21 protein-coding genes are annotated in these 22,868 nt (G+C 62.4%); 17 read left to right on the top strand and 4 right to left on the bottom strand.

What is annotated here, in order from left to right; translation table 11 throughout:
- Positions 1-296: 296 nt before the first annotated feature.
- From cobJ to cobG, 4 genes are read right to left on the bottom strand one after another with little or no spacing between them, the layout of a single operon-like run.
- A complete protein-coding gene (gene cobJ / locus AC07VO_RS05350; RefSeq protein WP_086944046.1) occupies positions 297-2,000 on the bottom strand; it encodes a precorrin-3B C(17)-methyltransferase in 1,704 nt (567 codons plus the stop codon).
- Positions 2,000-2,731 (bottom strand): precorrin-2 C(20)-methyltransferase, encoded by a 732-nt coding sequence (locus AC07VO_RS05345; RefSeq protein WP_018928431.1) that lies wholly within the window; start codon positions 2,729-2,731, stop codon positions 2,000-2,002. The genes cobJ and AC07VO_RS05345 overlap by 1 nt, the downstream gene beginning before the upstream one ends.
- The gene (locus AC07VO_RS05340) at positions 2,731-3,357 is read right to left on the bottom strand and encodes a precorrin-8X methylmutase (protein ID WP_007937188.1); all 627 of its coding nucleotides are present in this window, start codon (positions 3,355-3,357) and stop codon (positions 2,731-2,733) included. The genes AC07VO_RS05345 and AC07VO_RS05340 overlap by 1 nt, the downstream gene beginning before the upstream one ends.
- Positions 3,350-4,651, bottom strand: a complete 1,302-nt coding sequence (gene cobG / locus AC07VO_RS05335) for a precorrin-3B synthase (protein ID WP_281253742.1) — start codon at positions 4,649-4,651, stop codon at positions 3,350-3,352. Before cobG ends, AC07VO_RS05340 begins: the two co-directional genes overlap by 8 nt.
- A 143-nt stretch (positions 4,652-4,794) precedes the next feature.
- On the opposite strand from cobG, the gene cbiE reads away from it, so the two are divergent.
- From cbiE to urtD, 17 genes are all read left to right on the top strand, one after another.
- On the top strand, positions 4,795-6,006 hold the full coding sequence (gene cbiE, locus AC07VO_RS05330) for a precorrin-6y C5,15-methyltransferase (decarboxylating) subunit CbiE (RefSeq protein WP_086944048.1): 1,212 nt from the start codon (positions 4,795-4,797) through the stop codon (positions 6,004-6,006).
- The gene (locus AC07VO_RS05325; RefSeq protein ID WP_086944049.1) at positions 5,999-7,096 is read left to right on the top strand and encodes a cobalt-precorrin-5B (C(1))-methyltransferase; all 1,098 of its coding nucleotides are present in this window, start codon (positions 5,999-6,001) and stop codon (positions 7,094-7,096) included. The genes cbiE and AC07VO_RS05325 overlap by 8 nt, the downstream gene beginning before the upstream one ends.
- Positions 7,093-7,815 carry a cobalt-precorrin-6A reductase gene (locus AC07VO_RS05320; RefSeq protein ID WP_086944050.1) on the top strand — a complete coding sequence of 241 codons (723 nt, stop codon included), beginning with the start codon at positions 7,093-7,095 and terminating at the stop codon, positions 7,813-7,815. The genes AC07VO_RS05325 and AC07VO_RS05320 overlap by 4 nt, the downstream gene beginning before the upstream one ends.
- A 253-nt stretch (positions 7,816-8,068) precedes the next feature.
- Positions 8,069-8,380: a hypothetical protein gene (locus AC07VO_RS05315; protein WP_086944051.1), complete on the top strand. Its 312-nt coding sequence runs from the start codon at positions 8,069-8,071 to the stop codon at positions 8,378-8,380.
- Between the two features lie 48 nt (positions 8,381-8,428).
- Positions 8,429-8,827: a DUF2946 domain-containing protein gene (locus AC07VO_RS05310; protein ID WP_019582256.1), complete on the top strand. Its 399-nt coding sequence runs from the start codon at positions 8,429-8,431 to the stop codon at positions 8,825-8,827.
- A gap of 48 nt (positions 8,828-8,875) precedes the next feature.
- The gene (locus tag AC07VO_RS05305; RefSeq protein WP_086944052.1) at positions 8,876-9,355 is read left to right on the top strand and encodes a copper chaperone PCu(A)C; all 480 of its coding nucleotides are present in this window, start codon (positions 8,876-8,878) and stop codon (positions 9,353-9,355) included.
- A gap of 21 nt (positions 9,356-9,376) precedes the next feature.
- Positions 9,377-9,844, top strand: a complete 468-nt coding sequence (locus AC07VO_RS05300; RefSeq protein WP_086944053.1) for a DUF2946 domain-containing protein — start codon at positions 9,377-9,379, stop codon at positions 9,842-9,844.
- Positions 9,845-10,069: 225 nt separating this feature from the next.
- The gene (locus AC07VO_RS05295) at positions 10,070-12,187 is read left to right on the top strand and encodes a TonB-dependent copper receptor (RefSeq protein WP_192350768.1); all 2,118 of its coding nucleotides are present in this window, start codon (positions 10,070-10,072) and stop codon (positions 12,185-12,187) included.
- Positions 12,188-12,311: 124 nt separating this feature from the next.
- Complete coding sequence (locus AC07VO_RS05290) at positions 12,312-13,691, top strand: PepSY-associated TM helix domain-containing protein (protein WP_086944055.1); 1,380 nt, start codon at positions 12,312-12,314, stop codon at positions 13,689-13,691.
- Positions 13,692-13,937: 246 nt separating this feature from the next.
- The gene (locus AC07VO_RS05285; protein ID WP_019582251.1) at positions 13,938-14,726 is read left to right on the top strand and encodes an ABC transporter ATP-binding protein; all 789 of its coding nucleotides are present in this window, start codon (positions 13,938-13,940) and stop codon (positions 14,724-14,726) included.
- On the top strand, positions 14,723-15,670 hold the full coding sequence (locus AC07VO_RS05280) for an ABC transporter substrate-binding protein (protein WP_086944056.1): 948 nt from the start codon (positions 14,723-14,725) through the stop codon (positions 15,668-15,670). Before AC07VO_RS05285 ends, AC07VO_RS05280 begins: the two co-directional genes overlap by 4 nt.
- Positions 15,667-16,677 (top strand): FecCD family ABC transporter permease, encoded by a 1,011-nt coding sequence (locus AC07VO_RS05275; protein WP_086944057.1) that lies wholly within the window; start codon positions 15,667-15,669, stop codon positions 16,675-16,677. The genes AC07VO_RS05280 and AC07VO_RS05275 overlap by 4 nt, the downstream gene beginning before the upstream one ends.
- Positions 16,678-17,080: 403 nt before the next feature.
- Positions 17,081-17,449 (top strand): DUF6124 family protein, encoded by a 369-nt coding sequence (locus AC07VO_RS05270; RefSeq protein ID WP_064616046.1) that lies wholly within the window; start codon positions 17,081-17,083, stop codon positions 17,447-17,449.
- A gap of 408 nt (positions 17,450-17,857) precedes the next feature.
- Complete coding sequence (gene urtA, locus AC07VO_RS05265; RefSeq protein WP_019650644.1) at positions 17,858-19,123, top strand: urea ABC transporter substrate-binding protein; 1,266 nt, start codon at positions 17,858-17,860, stop codon at positions 19,121-19,123.
- Positions 19,124-19,313: 190 nt separating this feature from the next.
- Positions 19,314-20,816: an urea ABC transporter permease subunit UrtB gene (urtB, locus tag AC07VO_RS05260; protein WP_086944058.1), complete on the top strand. Its 1,503-nt coding sequence runs from the start codon at positions 19,314-19,316 to the stop codon at positions 20,814-20,816.
- The gene (urtC, locus tag AC07VO_RS05255; protein ID WP_086944059.1) at positions 20,816-21,895 is read left to right on the top strand and encodes an urea ABC transporter permease subunit UrtC; all 1,080 of its coding nucleotides are present in this window, start codon (positions 20,816-20,818) and stop codon (positions 21,893-21,895) included. Before urtB ends, urtC begins: the two co-directional genes overlap by 1 nt.
- The gene (gene urtD, locus AC07VO_RS05250; RefSeq protein ID WP_018928448.1) at positions 21,892-22,761 is read left to right on the top strand and encodes an urea ABC transporter ATP-binding protein UrtD; all 870 of its coding nucleotides are present in this window, start codon (positions 21,892-21,894) and stop codon (positions 22,759-22,761) included. Before urtC ends, urtD begins: the two co-directional genes overlap by 4 nt.
- The last annotated feature ends 107 nt before the right edge of the window (positions 22,762-22,868 follow it).

Raw genomic sequence — 22,868 nt, 5'->3', positions numbered from 1 at the left:
CTAACAACACACTCTAACGACACCAAAAGTTACTTAACACACCACGAGCAAACATTAAACTACTGCCACTTCAAACAAACCTGTCACACACTCAACAATGCAAAATATTTAATATTTCCGAATAAATAAAACAAGACATTAGCGACAGAAAAAAGACCACAGGCAACCGCGCCAAATCCCATGACAGCCGCTGAAAAGGACGACACGTTCGAACGTGGAAAAAACCAACCCGACCACTGGGATTCCAGTGCTGTGAAGTGACGGAAAAGACTGCGGCCCCGAAGGGCCGCTGGCTATCAGGACGCCGGTTTTTCACCGTACCAGCGTGGCGTATACACCCAATCGCCGCCCTCCGCGCGAGGGAATGCGCAGGTAGTGGAAGAGCCGACGAGCACCATGGTGCGCATGTCCACTTGATCCGGGGTCAACGCCCCCAGAGTGGTCGTGCGCAAGGTCTGTCCCGGTCGGCCGATATCCCGCCCCAGCACCACCGGCGTTTCAGGTTTGCGATGCTGCGCGACGATCTCCAGCGCACGCCCCAACTGCCATGGCCGTGAACGTGAAATCGGGTTATAGAACGCCAGGGCCAGGTCCGCTTCGGCGGCCAGGTCCAGACGCTTTTCGATGATCGACCACGGCTTGAGGTTGTCCGACAGGGACATCACGCAGAAGTCATGCCCCAGCGGCGCACCGGCCTGGGCAGCGGTGGCGAGCGACGCGGAGACGCCCGGCAGGATCTCCAGCTCGACAGTGTGCCAGGCCGGGTCACTCGACTCGTGCAAGGCTTCGAGCACCGCCGCCGCCATCGCGAACACGCCCGGGTCGCCTGAGGACACCACGATCACCGAACGGCCCCGGGCCGCCAGTTCGAAGGCGTGACGGGCACGCTGCATTTCTTCGCGGTTGTCGGTGCAATGCAGCACCTGATCCGCGCGGAAGGGACCGGCCATGCGCACGTAGGTTTCGTAGCCGAGCACATCGGTGGCCCGGGCCAATTCGGCCTTGACGGCCGGCACCATCAGTTCGGCGGCGCCCGGGCCGAGGCCGATCACGGCCAGACGCCCGCGTGGGCGGCCGACTTGCGTGAGGTCCAGTGGTTGTTCGGTCACGGCCACAGCCACATTGTTTGTCGTTGCGATGATCGTCGCCTCGGGCACCGCGCTACGGGCCAACGCGCCGATATCGCTCGCCGGCGCGACAAAACGCAGCGGCACACCCAGCGCAACGGCCGCTTCATGCAACACCGGGTTGGCCATTTCAGTGTCAGGCGCCACCAGACAGGCCAGCGCCTGCACCGCGACGTTCGCCTGCTGTAACGCCGCGCAAACAGTGCTCGGTAAATCCGCCGCGGCGGCGCCAATCGCCACCGCAACACTGCGCGGATAAATCACCAGCTCATTGGCACTCGCCTCACGGGCGTTGCTGCCGACATGGATCGAACGCTGCGCCAGCGGATCTTCCACCAACTGCGCCTGCTCCAGCCACGGCGCCGCGCCTTCGATGCGCACGCTGTGCCCGGCGAGCAAATCAGAGACAAAACGCTTGCCCAGTTCCAGATCGCCAAGGGCGTAACCGCTTGGCGGATTGAGCAGGCAGGTGCCAAAGCGCAGTTCGCCGCTGGTGGTGATCGCCGCAGCGACCTGCAACCCGCTAGCGATCTCGCGCGCCATGACGTTCACGCCACCGAGGCCACCGAGCAAGGGCACCACCGCGCTACCGTCTTCGGCCACGGCCAGCACCGGCGGTTCGGCGCCCTTTTCCAGCAACAGCGCAGCCAGGGTGCGAATGACGATCCCCGCCGCGCACAGGGCAATGATCGGCGTGTCCTGCTGATACAGCTCGCGCAGGGTCGCGCCGAATTCGGGATAAGTGCGGTCGGCACCCTCGACCCGTCCGGCCAGGCCGTGGATCAACGCAGCCGGATACACCTGTTGAATGCGGCGGGCAGTGGCCAGACTGCCTTGACCGAGAATGACGATTGCGGGCGTGGAATGAGTCATCAGCCTTGCCACCGCTCGCCGGGAACGATGATCAGCGAGAAATACGGCGAGGACATCGGCTCGACCTGATCCAGCGGCACGATTTTCTGGTTGGCCATCGTCGCGCGCTCCACATACAGCGCACGCTCTGCCAGACCGAGTTCTTCGAGCACCTGACGGACCTTGGGAAAGTTGCGCCCCAGTTTCATGATCACTGCCGCATCGGCATCGGCCAGGCGACGCTTGAGGTCTTCGTGGGGCAGCACGCCGGACAACACCGACAGGCTCTGATTGCGATACACCAGCGGCGCACCGAGTACCGAGGCACCGCCGAGCATCGAGCAGACACCCGGCACGACTTCGGCTTCGTAACGCTCAGCCAGTCGATCGTGCAGGTACATGTAGGAGCCGTAGAAGAACGGATCGCCTTCGCAGATCACCGCCACATCACGGCCCGCGTCCAGATGCGCGGCGAGTTGTTCAGCGGCCGTATCGTAGAAATCGCTGATCACTTGTTCATATGACAACGGCGCCGGCAGCGCTTCGGTGGTCACCGGATAAACCAGCGGCAGCAGGGTTTGTGGATCTTGCAGATGCGCTTCGATGATGCCGAACGCATTGCCCTTCTTGCCCTTGGCGACGAAGTACGCCACCACCGGCGATTCGCGCAGCAGGCGCAAGGCTTTGACGGTAATCAGTTCCGGATCACCGGGGCCGACGCCCAGGCCAATCAAACGTCCAGGTTGCTGCATCATTCGATCTCCGTGGCGAGGGCATTGACGGCGGCGGCGGCCATGGCGCTACCGCCCAGCCGGCCTTGCATGATGACGAAAGGCACGCCACGGCTGTCCGCCGCGAGCATCGCCTTGGATTCGGCGGCGCCGACGAAGCCCACCGGGAAGCCGAGGATCAGCGCCGGCTTCGGCGCGCCGGCATCGAGCATTTCCAACAGATAAAACAGTGCGGTCGGTGCGTTGCCGATCACCACCACGCTGCCTTCCAGATGCGGACGCCACAGCTCCAGCGCGGCGGCGGAACGGGTATTGCCCAACTCACGGGCAAGCTCCGGCACGCTGTCGTCGCGCAGGGTGCAGATCACCGGGTTGTTGGCCGGCAAACGCGCGCGGGTCACGCCCTCGCTGACCATCCGCGCGTCGCACAGAATCGGCGCGCCAGCGGCCAGCGCATCGCGCCCGGCCTTGCCGGCGCCTTCGGAAAACTGCAGACCATCGATGGCCTCGACCATGCCGCAGGCGTGGATCACCCGCACGGCGAGTTTCTCCAGATCGGCCGGAATACGCGCAAGGTTGGCCTCGGCGCGAATGATCGCGAAGGAGTTGCGATAGATCTCCTGACCGTCGCGGATGTAATCAAGCATCAAGGGGGCTCCGTGAGCGGGCGTCGAGCAAGGCTGCGACCGCTTCAATAGTAAGGTTGTGTGCGTGCAGGGCGCCGAAACCCGGATGCCCTGCATCGCGAAAATAGAGGTCGTAGTGACCGGGGGCGACAGCCAGCAGCGTGACCGGTGCTACATGGGCCGCGGCGCAGGAACGCTGGCAGCCGGACAAATGCACTGTTTGATCGTGACGTTGCAACAGCGCGGCCAATTGCATGGCGTCACTCTTGGTATCGGCCAGGCCCTTGCCGCAGCCAGCGGAACCGGTGCAGGCGATCAACCGTGACACAGGCTGATCAGCCTCACATAGCAGGCCCAGTTGCTCCAGACGCCGAATCACTTCAGGCGCCCGCTCTTTTCGAACGTTGGGCAGCAACAGACTTTGCCATGGAGTGAAACGCAGACTCGCGTCGCCGAATTCGCACGCCAGTTGCGCCACGCCCCTGAGCATGACGGGATCGAGCCGCCCCAAAGGGGGGACGGCGCCGATATAGACGTGTTCGGCTTCACGTTGCGGATGAGCGCCGATGTGCAGAGTGTCCAGGTTCAGTGAACGCTGCCAATCGGCAATCGACTTCAAGGGCACACGCTCGGCCAGGCGAGCGAGAAACTCTGCGAGTGGATACTCGGCCAGCAAATGACGCATTCGTGTTTGATCCGGACGCGCCAGGTCGAGAAACAACTCCAGCACCGCTACCACCAGTGCGTGCCCCTGCTCGAGTGACACCGCGCCTGCGGGCCTGTCCGTAGGGCAACCCGCGAGACCGAACGCCAGCAACAGCTCGCCGTTTCGCTCAGCAGCAGACAACCACAGATCATGCGGGTGTTCGAGCATCGCCAACGCCTCGCCGCCATCGAGTTGCACGGCAAACTTGGCGCTGAGTTCGTGGAAACGTTCGTGGCTTTGCAGCGTCGTGAGGATCTGCTCCGCCAGCGCATGCGTGTCGAAGAGCATGTGCCGGTCAACCCCGGCAGACGGGCTGAGCATCAGATTGCGCACATCGTCGCCCGCCGCGGTACGCGGCCCCAACCCTGCGGCGAGCAGACTGTCGATCAAAGCCGTCTGCTCACTGCCAATTCCGCGAATCTGCAGGTTGGCCCGGTTGGTCGCCTCGATCACGCCCCCGGCAAACCGTTCGGCCGCGCTGGCCACCGCTTCAGCCTGGGTCGCGCTGATCGAGCCGCCGTTCAATTTGATCCGGCAGATGCCGCCATCCAGTGCCGGGACGATACGCAGCAACCCCGGGCAGGCCGAGGGGCGTAAGGCGGTAGACATCGGGCGTTCGTTCAAAGGGGCGACCGGCTGTGTGGGAAAGGCGCTTCGCGGGCGAAGGCGCGGTATTATGCCTGCTTTGTCCGACGGCATGAAAAGACTGCCCGTCGGAACACCCCGTTTGAGGCATTTTTTGAGGACTGCAGATGTCGCCCTGGCTGACAGTAGTAGGTATCGGTGAAGACGGCTTCAAGGGGCTGGGCAAGAACGCCCGTCGCGCCCTGCTGGGCGCTTCGCGGATATTCGGCGGCCAACGGCAACTGGATTTGTTGCCCGTGTGCATTCGCGGCGAGCGCCAGCTCTGGCCCAGTCCATTCTCCCTTGAACCCCTATTGGCGCTGCGGGGCGAGCCGGTTTGCGTGCTGGCCAGCGGCGACCCGATGTTCTTTGGCGTCGGTGCCAGCCTGGTGCGGCAACTGCCCGGCGCAGAAATGCTGATCCTGCCCGCCCCATCCTCCGTGTCTCTGGCGGCCGCTCGCCTGGGCTGGCCGTTGCAGGATGTGGTGACACTGTCGGTGGTCGCCCGTCCCGTCGCCGCGCTCAACGCTCATTTGTTCAGTGGTGTGCGCTTGCTGGTGTTGAGCAACGACGGCCAGAGTCCGGCGGCCATCGCGGCGCTGCTGCGTGAACGCGGTTTCGGGCCGAGTCGCCTGACCGTGCTGGAACATCTGGGCGGCGAAGCCGAACGGCGCATCGAGGGCGCTGCCAACGACTGGAGCGACCCGGCGATCGCCGATCTGAACCTGATCGCCATCGAATGCATCGCTGAACCCAACACGCCGCGCCTGTCGCGCCTGGCCGGCCTGCCAGACTCAGCCTTCCAGCACGACGGCCAACTGACTAAACGCGACGTGCGCGCCATCACCCTTTCTCGCCTCGCCCCGATCCCCGGCGAACTGCTGTGGGACGTCGGCGCCGGCAGCGGCTCGATCGGCATCGAATGGATGCGCGCTCACCCGAGTTGCCGGGCGCTGGCCATCGAAGCGGATGAGGGACGGCAGGCGTTGATTGAACACAACCGCGATGCCCTGGGCGTTCCCGGCCTGCAATTGATTCGCGGCAGTGCGCCGCAAGCCCTGAGCGGACTCGAACGCCCGGACGCGATTTTCATCGGCGGTGGCGTCACTCGTGAGGGCGTGCTCGATACTTGCTGGGCGCAACTCAAACCCGGCGGCCGGTTGATCGCCAACGCTGTGACACTGCAGAGCGAAGTGACCTTGATGGCCTGGCGTGAACGGCATGGCGGTGAGCTGACCCGCATTCACGTCGCCCAGGCGCAACCGCTGGGCGAGTTCGATACCTGGCGTCAGGCGCTGCCGATTACCTTGCTGGACGTGACGAAACCCCTCGATGCGTGACGAAACCGCCGAACAACCCGCCCCGCTGCGCAGCGGCCTGACCACCGGCAGCTGCGCCACCGCCACCAGCCTCGCGGCCGCCCGCCTGCTGCTCGGCGGCGTGGAAGCGGACGCCGTCGAGATCATTCTGCCCAAAGGCAAACGGGTGCAAATGCGCCTGGAATTCTGTCGACTGACGGACGACGGCGCCGAAGCCGGAACGATCAAGGACGCCGGCGACGACCCCGACGTGACCCACGGCGCCCTGCTGTTTTCCCAGGTGCGCCTGCACAGCGAACCGGGTATCCGCTTCAGCGCCGGCCGTGGCGTCGGCACCGTCACCCGGCCAGGGCTGGTGCTGAACGTCGGCGAACCGGCGATCAACCCGGTGCCGCGCAAGATGATCACTGATCACCTGACGTTGCTGGCCGAGGAACTGAATTACCAGGGCGGCTTCGAGGTCACGGTAAACGTCGAGGACGGCGAAGCCCTGGCGCTGAAGACCATGAACCCGCGGCTGGGCATTCTCGGCGGCTTGTCGATCCTCGGCACCAGCGGCATCGTCCGGCCATTCTCCTGCGCCGCCTACATTGCCTCGATCCACCAGGGCATCGACGTCGCCAAAACCAACGGTTACCTGCACATCGCCGCGTGCACTGGCAACGCCAGCGAAGACACCATGCGCCGGGTTTACGACTTGCCGGAAATCGCCCTGATCGAAATGGGCGACTTCGTCGGCGCGGTGCTCAAGCACTTGCGTAAAGTACCTGTGGAAAAACTCAGCCTGTGCGGCGGCTTCGGCAAGATCAGCAAACTGGCAGCCGGGCACATGGATTTGCACAGTCGGCATTCAAGCATCGACCTGCCGCAACTGGCCGAATGGGCCGCGGCGGTCGGTGCGGATGAAGCATTGCAACAGGCGATCCGCGATGCCAATACCAGTCAACAAGCCTTGGCCATGGCCAGCGCCGCCGGGATCGCCCTCGGCGACGCGGTGTGCCAGCACGCCCTCGACTTTGCCCGCAGCGTGGTGCCGGCGCAGGTTCAGGTCGAAGTGTTCGCCATCGATCGCCAGGGCGGGATTGTCGGCCATGCGGGAGTTGTTCAATGAAGCGCGTGTTGTTGCTCGGCGGCGTCACTGAGGCATTGGCCATCGCCCGAACCCTGGGGCCGGAGCACATCTATAGCCTGGCCGGTGTCGGTCGGGTGCCGACGGATCTGAACTGTCAGGTCCGCGTTGGCGGCTATGGCGGCGCCGAAGGTCTGGCGCAGTTCATTCGTGACGAAGGCATTGACCTGCTGCTGGATGCGACCCACCCCTACGCGGCCCGCATCAGCCACAACGCCGCCACCGCCGCGAAGTTGAGCGGCATTGCCTGTTGGGCCTTGCGCCGTCCGGCCTGGCAGCCACAAGCCGCAGATGACTGGCGCGAAGTCAGCGACTGGGCCGAGCTGATCGAAGCGCTGAAACCCTTTCGCCGACCGCTGTTCACCCTCGGTCGCGAGCCATTGCAGCACCTGCACGAAATCCCGTCGGAGCAATTCTGGACGTTGCGTGCACTGGACGTTTATCCGGGCAACGCGCGCTGCGAAGTGATCGGCGCCCGTGGGCCGTTTCTGATCGAGGATGAACGTGAGCTGTTCGAACGTCGGCAGATCGATGTGCTGATCAGCAAGAACAGTGGCAGCACCGCCACCGAGCCGAAGCTGGAAGTGGCGCGGGAACGTGGAGTGCCGGTGCTGGTGTTGAAGCGGCCGGTGTTGCCGGGGGTTGAGCGGGAGTTTGGGGCGGTGACTGAGGTTTTAACGGCCCTCACACAAAACTGGTAGCAGCTGGCGAAGCCTGCGTTCGGCTGCGCAGCAGTCGTAAAATCAAACACCACGGTCTGCCAGGTTGACTGCGGCGCATGGGATCACGACCGCTACGCAGCCGAACGCAGCCTTCGGCAGCTGCTACATAAAATGCGCAATCCCCTACATATCCATCGGACCTAACGCACAACATCATCCAAATCGACTGACTTGTGGGCTCACAACCCAACCCCCATATTTCAAGCCCCACCCATGTAACGGGAAATGGCGGATGACTGAAAAATTCACTCGCTTCGATATCACTGAGTTTCTCCTGACGTCTGCCGATATGTGGCACTACATCAAGGCCTGCGAAGAGGAAGACCCGGGCGATGGAAGCTTCAATCGTGTAGCGCTCAGAGATGTCAAACACACAATCCGGGCAAGAATCCAAAGTGCCCCTCAATTCGCTCAGGCATTAAGAGTCGAAGTCGCTACACTCTTTCAAAACGGCGAGGCTGAGCTTGCACGCCGGCTGCTCGATATGCTGACTGACTCGCTGCGACACCACACCGCACGCGGTCTTTTTACTTATCGCCCCTGATCAGGCTAAATAGCCGCGCCTGATCGCCCACTCAAACGGATCTGTCCCATGTCCCGACAACGGCTCGCATTTGCCTGGATCGCCTGCTTTGCAGTGCTGTTCAACATGCTCGCCATGCCGATGTCCGGAGCGATGGCCCAAACGGCGAAATCGCCGGCCGAACAGTTGCTGTGGGGCAGTTTCTGCTCTTCCAGCGGCACGAAGCTGGTGGCGATTTCCCTGGGTGACATCGAGCAGAAAGCCCCGCAGAACGACGATCATTCCAACATGCAGCATTGCTGGTGTTGCTCGGGCTCCGCGCCGTTGGTGGCGTTGCCGGGGCATACGCCGCAGTTGTATTACGCGCGATTCGAGGCCAATCGAAGCGTGCCGCCTGCCACGCTCGACACACCGACACCGCGCCAGCAATGGCCTAGCCTCAACCCCCGCGCGTCCCCTCTGGTGTGATTCCTTCTCGCAATTGACCTGCGTTTTGAATCATTCTGGAGAACTGCCATGTTGAACAAACTCATCGTCCTGGCTGTGTTGCTGCTGCCTGCCTGTTTTGCCAATGCCCACGAATACAAGATTGGCGAACTTGAGATCGCCCATCCGTGGTCGCAGGAGTTGCCGCCCAACGCGCCCACCGTCGCCGCGTACTTCGTGATTCACAACAGCGGCAAAACCGCTGATCGGCTGCTCAGCGTCGGATCGCCAATATCCGGCAAGGCCGAGTTGCACGAACATGTGATGCAAAACGATCTGATGAAAATGCAGCAAGTGCCCGACGTCGAAATCCCGGCTGGCGGCGAAGTCACCTTCGCCCCGATGGCGTACCACGTGATGCTGCTGGAGCTCAGAGACCGCAGCCTGTTGAGCGACGGCAAACGCTTCCCGCTGACCCTGCACTTCGAGAAGTCCGGTGATGTAACGGTCGAGGTCTCGGTGCAGAAAAAGGCGCCGGACAGCATGCAAGCGCACATGCACGCCCAATAATCGCCCCCGTTGAAAACGCCTATGCGCCCGCATAGCGCCAGGCCATCCGTGCGCCGCCGTCAGCCAATGAGCCTGACCCGCGGCAGCTGGATCAGCCTGTTCGCCATGCTGATGATCTTTATCGGCCCACTGATTTCTCAGTCGATGCCGATGGATTCGCGCGCGGCTGCTTCGAGCATGGCGATAGGCATGTCCATGAACATGTCGATGGACATGGGCTCGGACATGTCGGCAATGGAGCACGCCGACCACGACGCACAACCCGCCGCCGAACACTGCCGGCCGACAGCCGAGCATCACGCGCTGTGGGAAAAATGCGGCTATTGCAGCCTGCTGTTCAATTGCCCGGCACTCACCGGTGGCACTTCATTCACCGCGTTCGACACCCCGCCCGCCACCACCTTCACCACACCCGCCACCCGCCTGGGCCACGCCCGGCAAACCTTCTTTCCTGGCGCCCGCACACGCGCCCCGCCCATCGCCGCGTAAACACCTACCTCCGATCCCACACGGTCCGCAAGTCAACCCAAGCAACCTGTGGGGGCGATTTTTTTGTGGCGAGGGAGCTTGCTCCCGCCTGAGTGCGCAGCACTCACAAAAGGGGCCGCTGCGCAGCCCAGCGGGAGCAAGCTCCCTCGCCACAAAAGCTCGCTCCTACAGGAATTTGCGTCGGCTGCCGGCCGTGTCGTTTACGACTGTTCGATGGAAATTTTCATGTCCAGGTTTTCTGCTGACACACGTTTGGGCGCTGCCCAGGCTTTTTTTGCCCTGAACCCATCCCGCGTTCGCTTCAGGCACGCCACCGCTGCTCTTTGCGGCTTGTTGCTGACGCCAATGGTGCTGGCCGATGAACACGCCGGCCACACCGAAGAACTGAGCCCGACGGTGATCACCGCCATCGCGCCGAGCTCGCCGCTGACCGTCGTCACCAACCCCAAGGAGCCGCGCCAACCGGTGCCGGCCAGCGACGGTGGTGATTACCTGAAGACCATCCCCGGCTTCGCGCTGGTGCGCAACGGCGGCACCAACGGCGACCCGGTGCTGCGCGGCATGTTCGGTTCGCGCCTGAATATCCTCACCAACGGCAGCATGATGCTCGGCGCCTGCCCCGGCCGGATGGACGCGCCGACCTCGTACATCTCACCGGAAACCTACGACAAACTCACCGTGATCAAAGGCCCGCAAACCGTGCTCTGGGGCCCCGGCGCATCGGCCGGCACCATCCTGTTCGACCGGGAGCCGGAAAGCTTCGGCGAACTCGGCACCCGGGTGAATGCCAGCGTATTGGCCGGCTCCAACGGCCGCTTCGACAAAGTGGTGGACGCCGCCGCTGGCGGGCCGCTGGGTTACGTGCGCGTGATCGGCAACACCGCGCACTCCGATGACTACAAGGACGGCAACAACGACACCGTGCCCTCGCGCTACGACAAATGGAACGGTGATATAGCGCTGGGCTGGACGCCGAACGCCGACACCCTGCTGGAATTGACTGCCGGCAAGGGCGACGGCGAAGCCCGTTACGCCGGGCGTGGCATGGACGGTTCGCAGTTCTTGCGCGAAAGCCTGGGCCTGCGCTTCGAGCAGTCGAACATCGGTGAAGTGCTGGATAAGGTCGAGGCGCAGGTCTACTACAACTACGCCGACCACGTGATGGACAATTACACCCTGCGCACGCCGTCCGGCACCGGGATGATGGCCGGTCCCATAGCCTCCAATGTCGATCGCCGAACCCTCGGCGCGCGGATCAAAGCCACCTGGCGCTGGGCCGATGTGCAACTGATCAGTGGCCTGGACGCGCAAACCAACGAACACCGCCAACGCAGCGCCATGGGCGTCGACGCCTACAAGGATGTGCCGCGCAACAAGGACGCCGACTTCCACAACTACGGCGTGTTCAGCGAACTGACCTGGTACCCCGCCGACCGTGATCGGCTGATCACCGGCGCACGACTGGACCGTGCTTCGGCCAAGGATTATCGGCAGACCATCGGCTCCGGGATGATGGCCCGCCCCAACCCGACCGCCGACGACACCCGCGCCGACACCCTGCCCAGCGGTTTCGTGCGTTACGAGCATGATCTGGCCGACAGCCCGACCACGCTGTATGCGGGACTCGGCCATGCCCAGCGTTTCCCGGATTACTGGGAGCTGTTTTCACCCAAGTCCGGCCCTGCCGGTTCGGTGAATGCGTTCGACGCGATCAAGCCGGAGAAAACCACCCAGCTCGACTTCGGCCTGCAATACAAGACCGCCGACCTCGAAGCCTGGGCCTCGGGATATGTCGGGCAGGTGCGTGACTACATCCTGTTCAACTACACACCGGGGATGATGGGCATGACCTCGCAAGCCGAGAACATCGACGCGCGAATCATGGGCGGCGAACTCGGTGCGGCCTACAAACTGACGACCAACTGGAAAGCCGATGCAACCCTGGCCTACGCCTGGGGCAAGAACAGCAGCGACGGCAGCGCCCTGCCGCAGATGCCACCGCTGGATGCGCGCTTCGGCCTGACCTACAGCGAAGACAACTGGAGCGCCGGCGCCTTGTGGCGGGTGGTCGCGGCGCAAAACCGCATCGACCGGAACAAGGGCAACGTGGTCGGCAAAGACTTCGACAAAAGCTCGGGGTTCGGCGTGTTCTCGCTCAACGGCGCGTACCGGATCAACAAGAACTGGAAGGTCAGCAGCGGCGTCGACAACTTGTTCGGCAAGGCCTACGCCGAACACCTGAACCTGGCCGGTAACGCCGGTTTCGGCTTCCCGGCCAATGATCCGCAAGCCATCAACGAACCGGGGCGCACGCTCTGGACCAAGGTCGACATGAGCTTCTAAGAGCATCGCGGGCAAGCCCGCCCCCACAGCTTCAACACCGCCGTGGGAGCGGGTTTGCCCGCGAATGACTGCGCAGCAGTTACCAGACAATGACAAAAGATCCAAGCCTAGCGGAGCACTCGAAGTGAAACAGCCCAAACCGAATTTCTACAACCTGGCCTGGCGTTGGCATTTCTACGCCGGCCTGTTCGTCGCGCCGTTCATGGTGATGCTGGCCCTGACCGGCATCGTCTATCTGTTCAAACCGCAACTCGATCCGTTGATGTACGGCAGCCTGCTGAACGTCCCGGCCGGTCATCACACCGTGGCCGCCGATGACCTGCTCAAGCGGGTAAAAGAGGCGTATCCACAAGGCCAGATCAAACAATACCTGCCGCCAGTGAACGCCGAACGCAGCGCGCAATTTGTGGTGATCAATGAAGGTCATGAACTGAACGTGTTCATCGATCCGTACCACGGCGACATCCTCGGCGAGCAAGACGCGAAGAACAATCTGCAGGCGCTCGCACGCTCGATTCACGGCGAGTTGATGATCGGCACCGTCGGTGATCGGCTGGTGGAGCTGGCCGCCGGTTGGGGTGTGGTGTTGGTGGTCTCCGGGGTATTTTTGTGGTGGCCGCGTGGCCAGCGCGCCGGCATTCTCTGGCCCCGTTTGAACAGTCGCGGCCGCGTGCTGTGGCGTGATCTGCACGCAGTGACTGGCTTATGGGGGGCGGCGCTTTTGCTGGTGATGCTGCTCAGCGGCATGACCTGGACCGGCTTCTGGGGCAAGCAATACGCCGACCTCTGGAACCGCTTTCCGGTCGCCATGTGGAATGACGTGCCCAAGTCCGACGTCGAGGCCCGCAGCCTCAACAGCGCCACACGCCAGACCGTGCCGTGGGCCATGGAAAACACGCCGATGCCAATGTCTGGCGACCATGCCGAACACATGGCTCACGCCAGCACGCAAACCGGCCCGGCGGCGCCGACCATCAGCCTGCAAGACGTGCAAAACATTGCCGTGCAGCGCAAGGTCGAGCCTGGCTACAGCATTACCTTCCCGACCACCGCGACCGGTGTGTTCACCATCGCGGTGTTCGCCGACGACCCGCGCAACGACGCCACCCTGCACGTCGACCAGTACACCGGCGACGTCCTCGCCGACGTGCGCTGGCAGCATTACAGCAACGTCGCCCGCGCCACGGAGGTCGGCGTGATGCTGCACGAAGGCAAGATGTTCGGCCCGTTCAATCAGATCATCGTGCTGCTGATCTGCCTGATGATTTTGCTCAGCGCCGTCAGCGGCGTGGTGATCTGGTGGAAGCGTCGGCCACAGGGCAAGTTCGGTGTGCCACCCTTGCGTCACGACCTGCCGAAATGGAAAACCGCAACGGTCATCATGTTCGCCCTGGCGGTGATGTTTCCGTTGGTGGGGGCTTCGCTGGTTGTCGTGTGGCTATTGGATTGGGGGCTGCTGTCGCGCCTGGGCCGGCAAATTGAATCCACCTCACCTTCATCATGAAACAGGCGAGATACGCGTACGCGTAAAGCCAATACAATGCGGGCCAGCATTGAATCCTTGGCAAACCGCCAAGTTTTTGTGGCGAGGGAGCTTGCTCCCGCTGGGTTGCGCAGCAACCCCAAACCTGACGCCGCGGTTTCTGAGGGTATACCGCGTTGTAGGGTTTTACGACTGCTGCGCAGCCGAGCGGGAGCAAGCTCCCTCGCCACAGGTTGTGTGCTGGCTTGAACGATCATCAGGAATGAAATGACCTCGCTGAACCTCACCAACCTCGCCTGGACACCCCTGGGCCACGGCCACTGCCATCACCAGTTCCAGCTGCGTGACGCCTCCTTGCACGTGGCTGCCGGTGAGTTCGTCGGGTTGATCGGCCCTAACGGCAGCGGCAAGACCAGCCTGCTGCGGTGCGCCTATCGCTTCAGCAAACCCGAGAGTGGCGAGGTCAAGCTCGACCATCACAACGTCTGGAAGCAATCCTCCCGCTGGTGCGCGCAACGCATCGCGGTGGTGTTGCAGGAGTTTCCCGACGCCTTCGGTCTGACCGTCGATGAAGTGGTCGCCATGGGCCGCACGCCGCACAAAGGTCTGTTCGATGGCGATACTCTCGAAGACCGGAAGCTCGCAACCCAAGCCCTCGAATCGGTCGGCCTCAAAGGCTTCGAAGACCACGCCTTCGCCACCCTGTCCGGCGGTGAAAAGCAGAGGGTGATCCTCGCCCGCGCCCTGGCCCAGCAACCGCAATTGCTGATCCTCGATGAGCCGACCAACCACCTCGACCCGCGCTATCAACTGGAACTGCTGCAACTGGTCAAACGCCTGCAGATCGGCACATTGGCGAGCATCCACGACCTCAATCTGGCGGCAGCCTTCTGCGATCGGCTGTACGTGATCCATCACGGTCGCATCGTGGCCAGTGGCACCCCCAAAGAAGTCCTGACCACACACCTTTTGCACAACGTGTTCGGCGTCGACGCCCTGATCGATGACCATCCCTTGCACGGCTACCCACGAATCACCTGGATAACCCAACCATGACTTTGCGTTCCCTGCTTTGCGTCGCGTTGTTGCTGGGCAGTGCCCATGCCTTCGCCGAGGCCACGAAATACCCGCTGACTGTCCAGAGTTGCAACCGCGCAGTGACCTTCAAGCAAGCGCCGAAACACGCGGTCAGCCATGACATCAACATGACCCAGATGATGCTCGCCCTCGGTCTCAAACCCAGGATGGCCGGCTACAGCGGCGTGACCGGATGGAAATCGGTGACGCCCCAAATGCAAACCATCCTCGATGGCTTGCCGGAGCTGGCAGCCAAGTACCCGTCGGTGGAAACCCTGCTCAACGCCAACGTCGATTTCTTCTTCGCCGGTTGGGACTACGGCATGCGCGTCGGTGGTGACCTCACGCCGCAAACCCTGCAACCACTGGGGATCAACGTCTACGAACTCACCGAGTCCTGCGCGTTCGTGATGAAGCGCCCACCCGCGAGCCTGGAAGACACCTACAACGACCTGCGCAACCTCGGCAAAATCTTCGACGTGCAGGATCGGGCCAATGCCGTGATCGCCCGGATGCAGGCGCAAGTCGCCGAGGTGCGCCAGGATCTGCCGACGGAGAAGCCTCGGGTATTTCTCTACGACAGCGGTGAAGACCGGGCCATGACCTCCGGGCGCCTGGGCATGCCGCAGGCGCTGATCGACGCGGCCGGCGGGCGCAACATTCTCGATGATGTCGAGGCGAGCTGGACCCGGGTCAACTGGGAAAACGTGGTCGAGCGCAATCCGCAGGTGATCGTGATCGTCGATTACGGCGAAGTCACCGCTGAACAGAAGGAGCAGTTTTTGCTGAACAACCAGGCCCTGCAATCGGTGGACGCGATCAAGAACCAGCGCTTCATCGTCATTCCTTACGTACAGGCCACCCCGGGGATCGACAACGTGCTGGCGGTCGAAACCCTGGCCAAGGGTTTCCACGGCGAATGATCGACCGTCGCTATGCCTTGTTGCTGATCGGCCTCGGCGTGCTGTTGCTGATGTCGTGTGTGGTGTCGCTGGGTTTTGGCCCGGCGCGGGTGCCAGTGGACGTGGTGTGGCGGATTCTGCTGCACAAGGCGTTCGGTGTTGGCGAGCAGAACTGGACGGCCGGCCAGGAACACATCGTCTGGCTGATCCGCGTGCCGCGCATGTTGCTCGGCGCGCTGGTGGGCGCCGGCCTGGCGCTGATCGGTGCGGTGCTGCAAGCGGTGACGCGCAATCCATTGGCCGATCCGCACTTGTTGGGCGTGACCTCCGGCGCGACCCTCGGCGCGGTGATCGTGGTGTTGCATGTCGGTGAAATCGTCGGCCTGCTGACCTTGCCCATCGCGGCGTTCATCGGCGCGCTGCTGAGCATGCTGGTCGTGCTGATGATCGCCAACCGTCATGGGCGGCTGGACAGTGATCGGCTGCTGCTGTGCGGTGTCGCGGTGTCGTTCGTGATGATGGCGATCGCCAACCTGCTGCTGTTTCTGGGCGACCATCGCGCCAGTTCGGCGGTGATGTTCTGGATGCTCGGCGGCCTCGGGCTGGCGCGTTGGGAATTGCTCGCCGTGCCCGCCGCGAGTGTGTTGCTCGGGTTGGTGTTGTTGCTGGGCATGGCCCGGCCGTTGAATGCGTTGATGGCCGGCGAGCAGACCGCCGTGACCCTGGGCCTCAATGCCCGCACCGTGCGGCTGCGGGTGTTTTTGATTGCCTCATTGATGACCGGGGTGTTGGTGTCCATCAGCGGCTCGATTGGTTTTGTCGGGTTGATGGTGCCGCACATTGCACGACGGTTGGTGGGGGCCGAGCATCGACGGTTACTGCCGGTGTGCGTGTTGTTGGGCAGCCTGTTCCTGGTCTGGGTCGACGTAGCCGCACGCACCCTGATCGCCCCGGAAGACCTGCCCATCGGCGTCGCCACCGCCGCGATTGGCGGGCTGTTCTTCATCGGTCTTATGCGCCGGCGCTGACTCACCGCTCCCACAGGGTGATCGTTCCCACGCTCCTGCGTGGGAATACCGCCGGGGACGCTCCGCGCTCCGCTTTGAATGTTTAACGGATGTATCAGAACGCAGACCTTTCCCACGCATCTTTCAGGTTGTCCGTCGGAAGCGGGCTCTCTAGTCTTTGGCTGTCGCTGACAACTCAGCGATCGGGTGTGAGAAGCCCGGCAACTTATGGTCATCCAGTGTCTGTACACGCATAATCGCCGCCAGCTATTAGCTGCCTGCAAATGTGTTATGGCGGCTGTGTGCGGGCGGACTTCGGTCCGGCCGGGTGTCCATAACCGGTCTTCTCACCTCGCACATAGCTGCCACCTCTTCCCGTGTGAGAAGCGGCAAGTGGGGGCTCCAACGCTGGAGAAATTTTTCAATGGACAAATTAATTCCCGACCCACCCTTCAACACCACCACCCCCAACGCCGAAGTCTCGCGCAACGAAGAATTACTCAAGGATCGCGAAGCCATAAAACGCGCCCTCGACTACTATCTCGATCCCCCGGCGCCCTACACCGAAAAACCCCGCCGCCCCAGCACCATGTTCATCGTCGCACCGAATATGGATACCGAAAGCCTGCTGGCCCACGCCTACGAATCGTTAGCCACGGCGAGTGTCCTGGCCAGCGATTTCGCCAACGACCTGACCGCCCCGCAGCGCTACACGGCGCTGGCGATTCAACAGAGCATCATGCTGGCGGAGCTGGCGGTGAACCGGGCGCTGGATAACGTCGACCCGGCATAGCCCCCCCACTCTTTGGGAACGAGCCTTTGTGGCGAGGGGGCTTGCCCCCGTTCGGCTGCGAAGCAGTCGTAAAACCATTGCACGCGGTGCACCCGATACACCGCAGTTGCAGGTTTTGGGGCCGCTTCGCGACCCAACGGGGGCAAGCCCCCTCGCCACAGGTTTTGTATTCACAGCGCCTTTACCTTAACTGACCGGCATTGGGGCAATTCTTCGCCCCAATGTGGCGCATCTTCTCGCACCAACGCGCCAGCCCCGTCCCTTCATGGTGCGTCACGCAAACCCCGCAACCACTCTAATACGACATTTCCTTGCCCGTCCCCGACCGGGCACAGCCCTTGCAAAACAGCCTTCAGTCGTCCGCATCTGCCAACCATAAAAAACTTTAACGTTCATGGAGATCGCACAATGAAGCGTCGCAGTTTGATCAAGGCTTTCACACTCACGGCAAGCATTGCCGCGATGGGCATGACCTGGACTGTCCAGGCCGCCGAGACCATCAAGGTCGGTATTCTGCATTCGTTGTCCGGCACCATGGCGATCTCCGAAACTTCGCTCAAAGACATGGCGTTGATGACCATCGACGAAATCAACGCCAAGGGCGGTGTGAACGGCAAGATGCTGGAGCCTGTGGTCGTGGACCCGGCATCGAACTGGCCGCTGTTCGCCGAAAAGGGCCGGCAGCTGCTGACCCAGGACAAAGTGGCGGTGGTGTTCGGTTGCTGGACCTCGGTGTCGCGTAAATCGGTGCTGCCGGTGTTCGAAGAGCTCAACGGCCTGCTGTTCTACCCGGTGCAATACGAAGGCGAAGAGATGTCGCCGAACGTGTTCTACACCGGCGCGGCGCCCAACCAGCAGGCGATCCCGGCAGTGGAATACCTGATGAGCGAAGAAGGCGGCAGCGCCAAGCGCTACTTCCTGCTCGGCACCGACTACGTCTACCCGCGCACCACCAACAAGATCCTGCGCTCGTTCCTGCACTCCAAAGGTGTGGCGGACAAGGACATCGAAGAGGTCTACACCCCGTTCGGCCACAGCGATTACCAGACCATCGTAGCCAGCATCAAAAAATTCTCTGCCGGTGGCAAGACGGCGGTCATCTCCACCGTCAACGGCGACTCCAACGTGCCGTTCTATAAAGAGCTGGCCAACCAGGGCCTGAAAGCCACCGACGTACCGGTCGTGGCGTTCTCCGTGGGTGAAGAGGAATTGCGCGGCATCGACACCAAACCGCTGGTGGGCAACCTCGCGGCGTGGAACTACTTTGAGTCGGTGGAAAACCCGGTGAACAAGAAGTTCGTCAATGACTGGAAAGCCTACGCCAAGAAACACAACCTGCCGGGCGCCGACAAAGCGGTGACCAACGACCCGATGGAAGCCACTTACGTCGGCATCCACATGTGGGCGCAAGCCGCCGAGAAGGCCAAATCCACCGACGTCGACAAAGTCCGCGAAGCCCTGGCCGGCCAGACCTTTGCCGCACCGTCCGGCTACACCCTGACCATGGACAAGACCAACCACCACCTGCACAAGCCAGTGATGATCGGCGAGATTCAGGCCGACGGTCAGTTCAACGTGGTGTGGCAGACCGAAGGGCCGATCCGCGCCCAACCGTGGAGCCCGTTCATCCCGGGTAACGACAAGAAGCCGGAGTATGCGGTGAAGAGCAACTGAGCCACTGGGGCCTGAGCATGGAGCTCAGGCCCGACACAACTCCTGTGTGAGCGGGCTTTGTGGTGAGGGGGCTTGCCCCCGTTGGGCTGCGAAGCGGCCCCAAAAAACGGGACTACTGCGTAGTCCAGCGGGAGCAAGCTCCCTCGCCACACAGTTTGCTCCCACACTTAGTCCGCGCAAGGACACTGACATGCCCACTGCCTTTTACCGCTTGATCCTTGCCATCGCACTGTTACTGCCGATGGTCACCCACGCCGGCGACGCCGAAGACTTCGTCGCGGCCAATCCCGTGCAGCAAGCCAAGCTTCTGGAAGCCTGGGCCGCGCAGCCCGATCCGGCCCGTATCGAACTGATCAACGCCCTGCAACAAGGCGAGCTGACCATCGATGGCCAACCGAAAACCCTGCGCCTGAACAATCGCCTGCGGGGTCTGATCGACACCGCTTTGGCCAGCCACCAATTGCTCGCCGCCGACGCCAAAACCCGTCTGACCGCCGCGCAGCAATTGCAGAAAAGCGCCAAACCGGCGCAGCTGAAATTCCTCGACCAACAGCTGACCAGCGAACAAGACGAAACTGTTCACGCCGCCCTGAGCCTGGCCTTGGCCAATCTGCAACTGGTCGACAGTGACCCCGCCGTGCGCCTCGCCGCCGTGCGTTTGCTCGGTGAAACCGGCGACCCACTGGCCCGCACCCGCCTAGAAGGCTTGCTCGAACCCGGCGTCGAAGCCGACGCCAGCGTGCACACCGCCGCCGAAACCAGCCTGGCCCAGGTCAAACGCAAATTGCTGATCGGCGAAATGCTCGGCCAGGCCTTCAGTGGCATGTCCCTGGGTTCGATTCTGCTGCTCGCGGCATTGGGCTTGGCGATCACCTTCGGCCTGCTCGGGGTGATCAACATGGCCCACGGCGAGATGTTGATGCTCGGCGCGTACTCGACGTACGTGGTGCAGCTGATGTTCCAGCGCTTCGCCCCACAAGCCATCGAGTTCTATCCGCTGATTGCGCTGCCGGTGGCGTTTTTCGTTACCGCCGCCATCGGCATGGCGCTGGAGCGCACGGTGATTCGTCACCTCTACGGCCGCCCGCTGGAAACCCTGCTCGCGACGTGGGGCATCAGCCTGATGCTGATCCAGTTGGTGCGGCTGGTGTTCGGCGCGCAGAACGTCGAAGTGGCCAACCCGGCATGGTTGTCGGGCGGGATTCAGGTGCTGCCCAACCTGGTGCTGCCATACAACCGCATCGTGATCATCGCGTTTGCCTTGTTTGTGGTGGTGCTGACCTGGCTGCTGTTGAACAAGACGCGCCTTGGCTTGAACGTGCGCGCCGTCACCCAGAACCGCAACATGGCGGCGTGCTGCGGGGTGCCGACCGGGCGCGTGGACATGCTCGCCTTCGGCTTAGGCTCGGGCATCGCCGGCCTCGGTGGCGTGGCGCTCAGCCAGATCGGCAACGTCGGCCCTGACCTCGGCCAGAGCTACATCATCGATTCGTTCCTGGTGGTGGTGCTCGGCGGTGTCGGTCAATTGGCCGGCAGCGTGCTGGCCGCGTTCGGCCTGGGCATCGCCAACAAGATTCTCGAACCGCAGATCGGTGCGGTACTCGGCAAGATCCTGATCCTCGCGTTGATCATTCTGTTCATCCAGAAACGTCCGCAAGGCCTCTTCGCACTGAAAGGACGGGTGATCGACTGATGAACCAGCCTCTGCTCGTTACCGCGACAAAAAAAGCCGGCCCCAAAGTCACCATCACTGTTGGCGCGGTGATTCTGGTTTTGCTACTGGCGTTGCCATTGCTGTCGTTGTTATCGCCCGACAGCGCGCTTCACGTCTCGGCCTACACGCTGACACTGGTGGGCAAGATTCTTTGCTACGCCATCGTCGCCCTCGCCCTCGATCTGGTCTGGGGCTACGCCGGCCTCCTGTCCCTCGGTCACGGTCTGTTCTTCGCCCTCGGCGGTTATGCGATGGGCATGTACCTGATGCGCCAAGCCTCGGGTGACGGCTTGCCGGCGTTCATGACGTTCCTGTCGTGGACCGAATTGCCGTGGTACTGGACCGGTACCAGCAGCTTCCTCTGGGCCATGTGCCTGGTGATATTGGCGCCGGGATTGCTGGCGCTGGTGTTCGGTTTCTTCGCCTTCCGCTCGCGGATCAAGGGCGTGTATTTCTCGATCATGACCCAGGCCCTGACCTTCGCCGGGATGCTGCTGTTTTTCCGCAACGAAACCGGGTTTGGCGGCAACAATGGCTTCACCAATTTCCGCAGCATTCTCGGGTTTGGCATCACGGAACCGGGGACTCGCGCGGTGTTGTTTTTCGCCACGGTACTGTTGCTGGTGGCGAGCCTGTTCATCGGCTGGCGTCTGGCGCAAAGCAAGTTCGGCCGGGTGTTGACCGCGTTGCGCGATGCCGAGAACCGCCTGATGTTCTGCGGCTACGACCCGCGCGGCTTCAAGCTGTTTGTCTGGGTGTTGAGTGCGGTGTTGTGTGGCCTGGCGGGGGCGCTGTATGTGCCGCAAGTCGGAATCATCAACCCGAGCGAAATGTCGCCGACCAACTCGATCGAAGCGGCGGTCTGGGTTGCCTTGGGGGGGCGCGGCACGCTGATCGGCCCGCTGCTGGGTGCCGGCGTGGTCAACGGGATGAAGAGCTGGTTCACCGTGGCGTTTCCGGAATACTGGCTGTTCTTCCTCGGCGCGCTGTTCATCGTCGTGACGTTGTATCTGCCTAAGGGTGTGATCGGTCTGCTGAAGAAAAGGGGTGAACAATGAGGATCACTGCAACGGCTGAATTCATGCTCGAACCGGCCTTTTTCCCACCGCAGCCCAACAAGGATGCCGGTAGCAGCCGCGATGCCATCGGCCTCGGCCAACGCGTCGGCCCCGGCCTGAATACGCGGCACGGCACCATCCTGACCCTGGAAGACATCAGCGTCAGCTTCGATGGTTTCAAGGCCCTCAACAATCTGAACCTGTACATCGGCGTCGGCGAATTGCGCTGCATCATCGGCCCCAACGGCGCGGGCAAGACCACGTTGATGGACGTGATCACCGGCAAGACTCGCCCCAGCCACGGCAAGGCCTGGTTCGGCGAAACCCTGGACCTGACGCAGATGAGCGAAGTGCAGATCGCCCAGGCTGGTATCGGTCGCAAGTTCCAGAAACCAACCGTGTTCGAAGCCCTGAGCGTGTTCGAAAACCTGGAGCTGGCGCAGAAAACCGACAAGTCGGTGTGGGCCAGTTTGCGGGCTCGCCTGAGTGGTGAACAAAAAGATCGCATCAGTGAAGTGCTGGAAACCATTCGCCTGACCAGTTCGGTCAATCGCCCGGCAGGGTTGTTGTCTCACGGGCAGAAGCAGTTTCTGGAAATCGGCATGCTGCTGATGCAAGACCCGCAACTGCTGTTGCTCGACGAGCCGGTGGCGGGCATGACCGACGCCGAAACCGAATTCACCGCCGAGCTGTTCAAGCGCCTGGCCGGCAAGCATTCGCTGATGGTGGTGGAACACGACATGGGCTTCGTCGGCTCGATCGCCGACCACGTCACCGTGTTGCACCAGGGCAGCGTGCTGGCCGAAGGGTCGCTGGAGCAGGTGCAGGACAATGAGCGGGTGATCGAGGTCTACCTCGGTCGATGATTTTGCCTTTGTCGGAGCGAGGCTTGCCCGCGAAGAACGATAACGCGGTGTTTCAGTTCAACCGTGGCGTCCCCTTCGCGGGCAAGCCTCGCTCCTACAGGGAATGA

It is taken from the genome of Pseudomonas sp. GW821-FHT03E01 (assembly GCF_059420765.1).
Note: the sequence above shows the minus strand (reverse complement) of the source record. Positions and strands in the feature narration are given on the sequence as shown.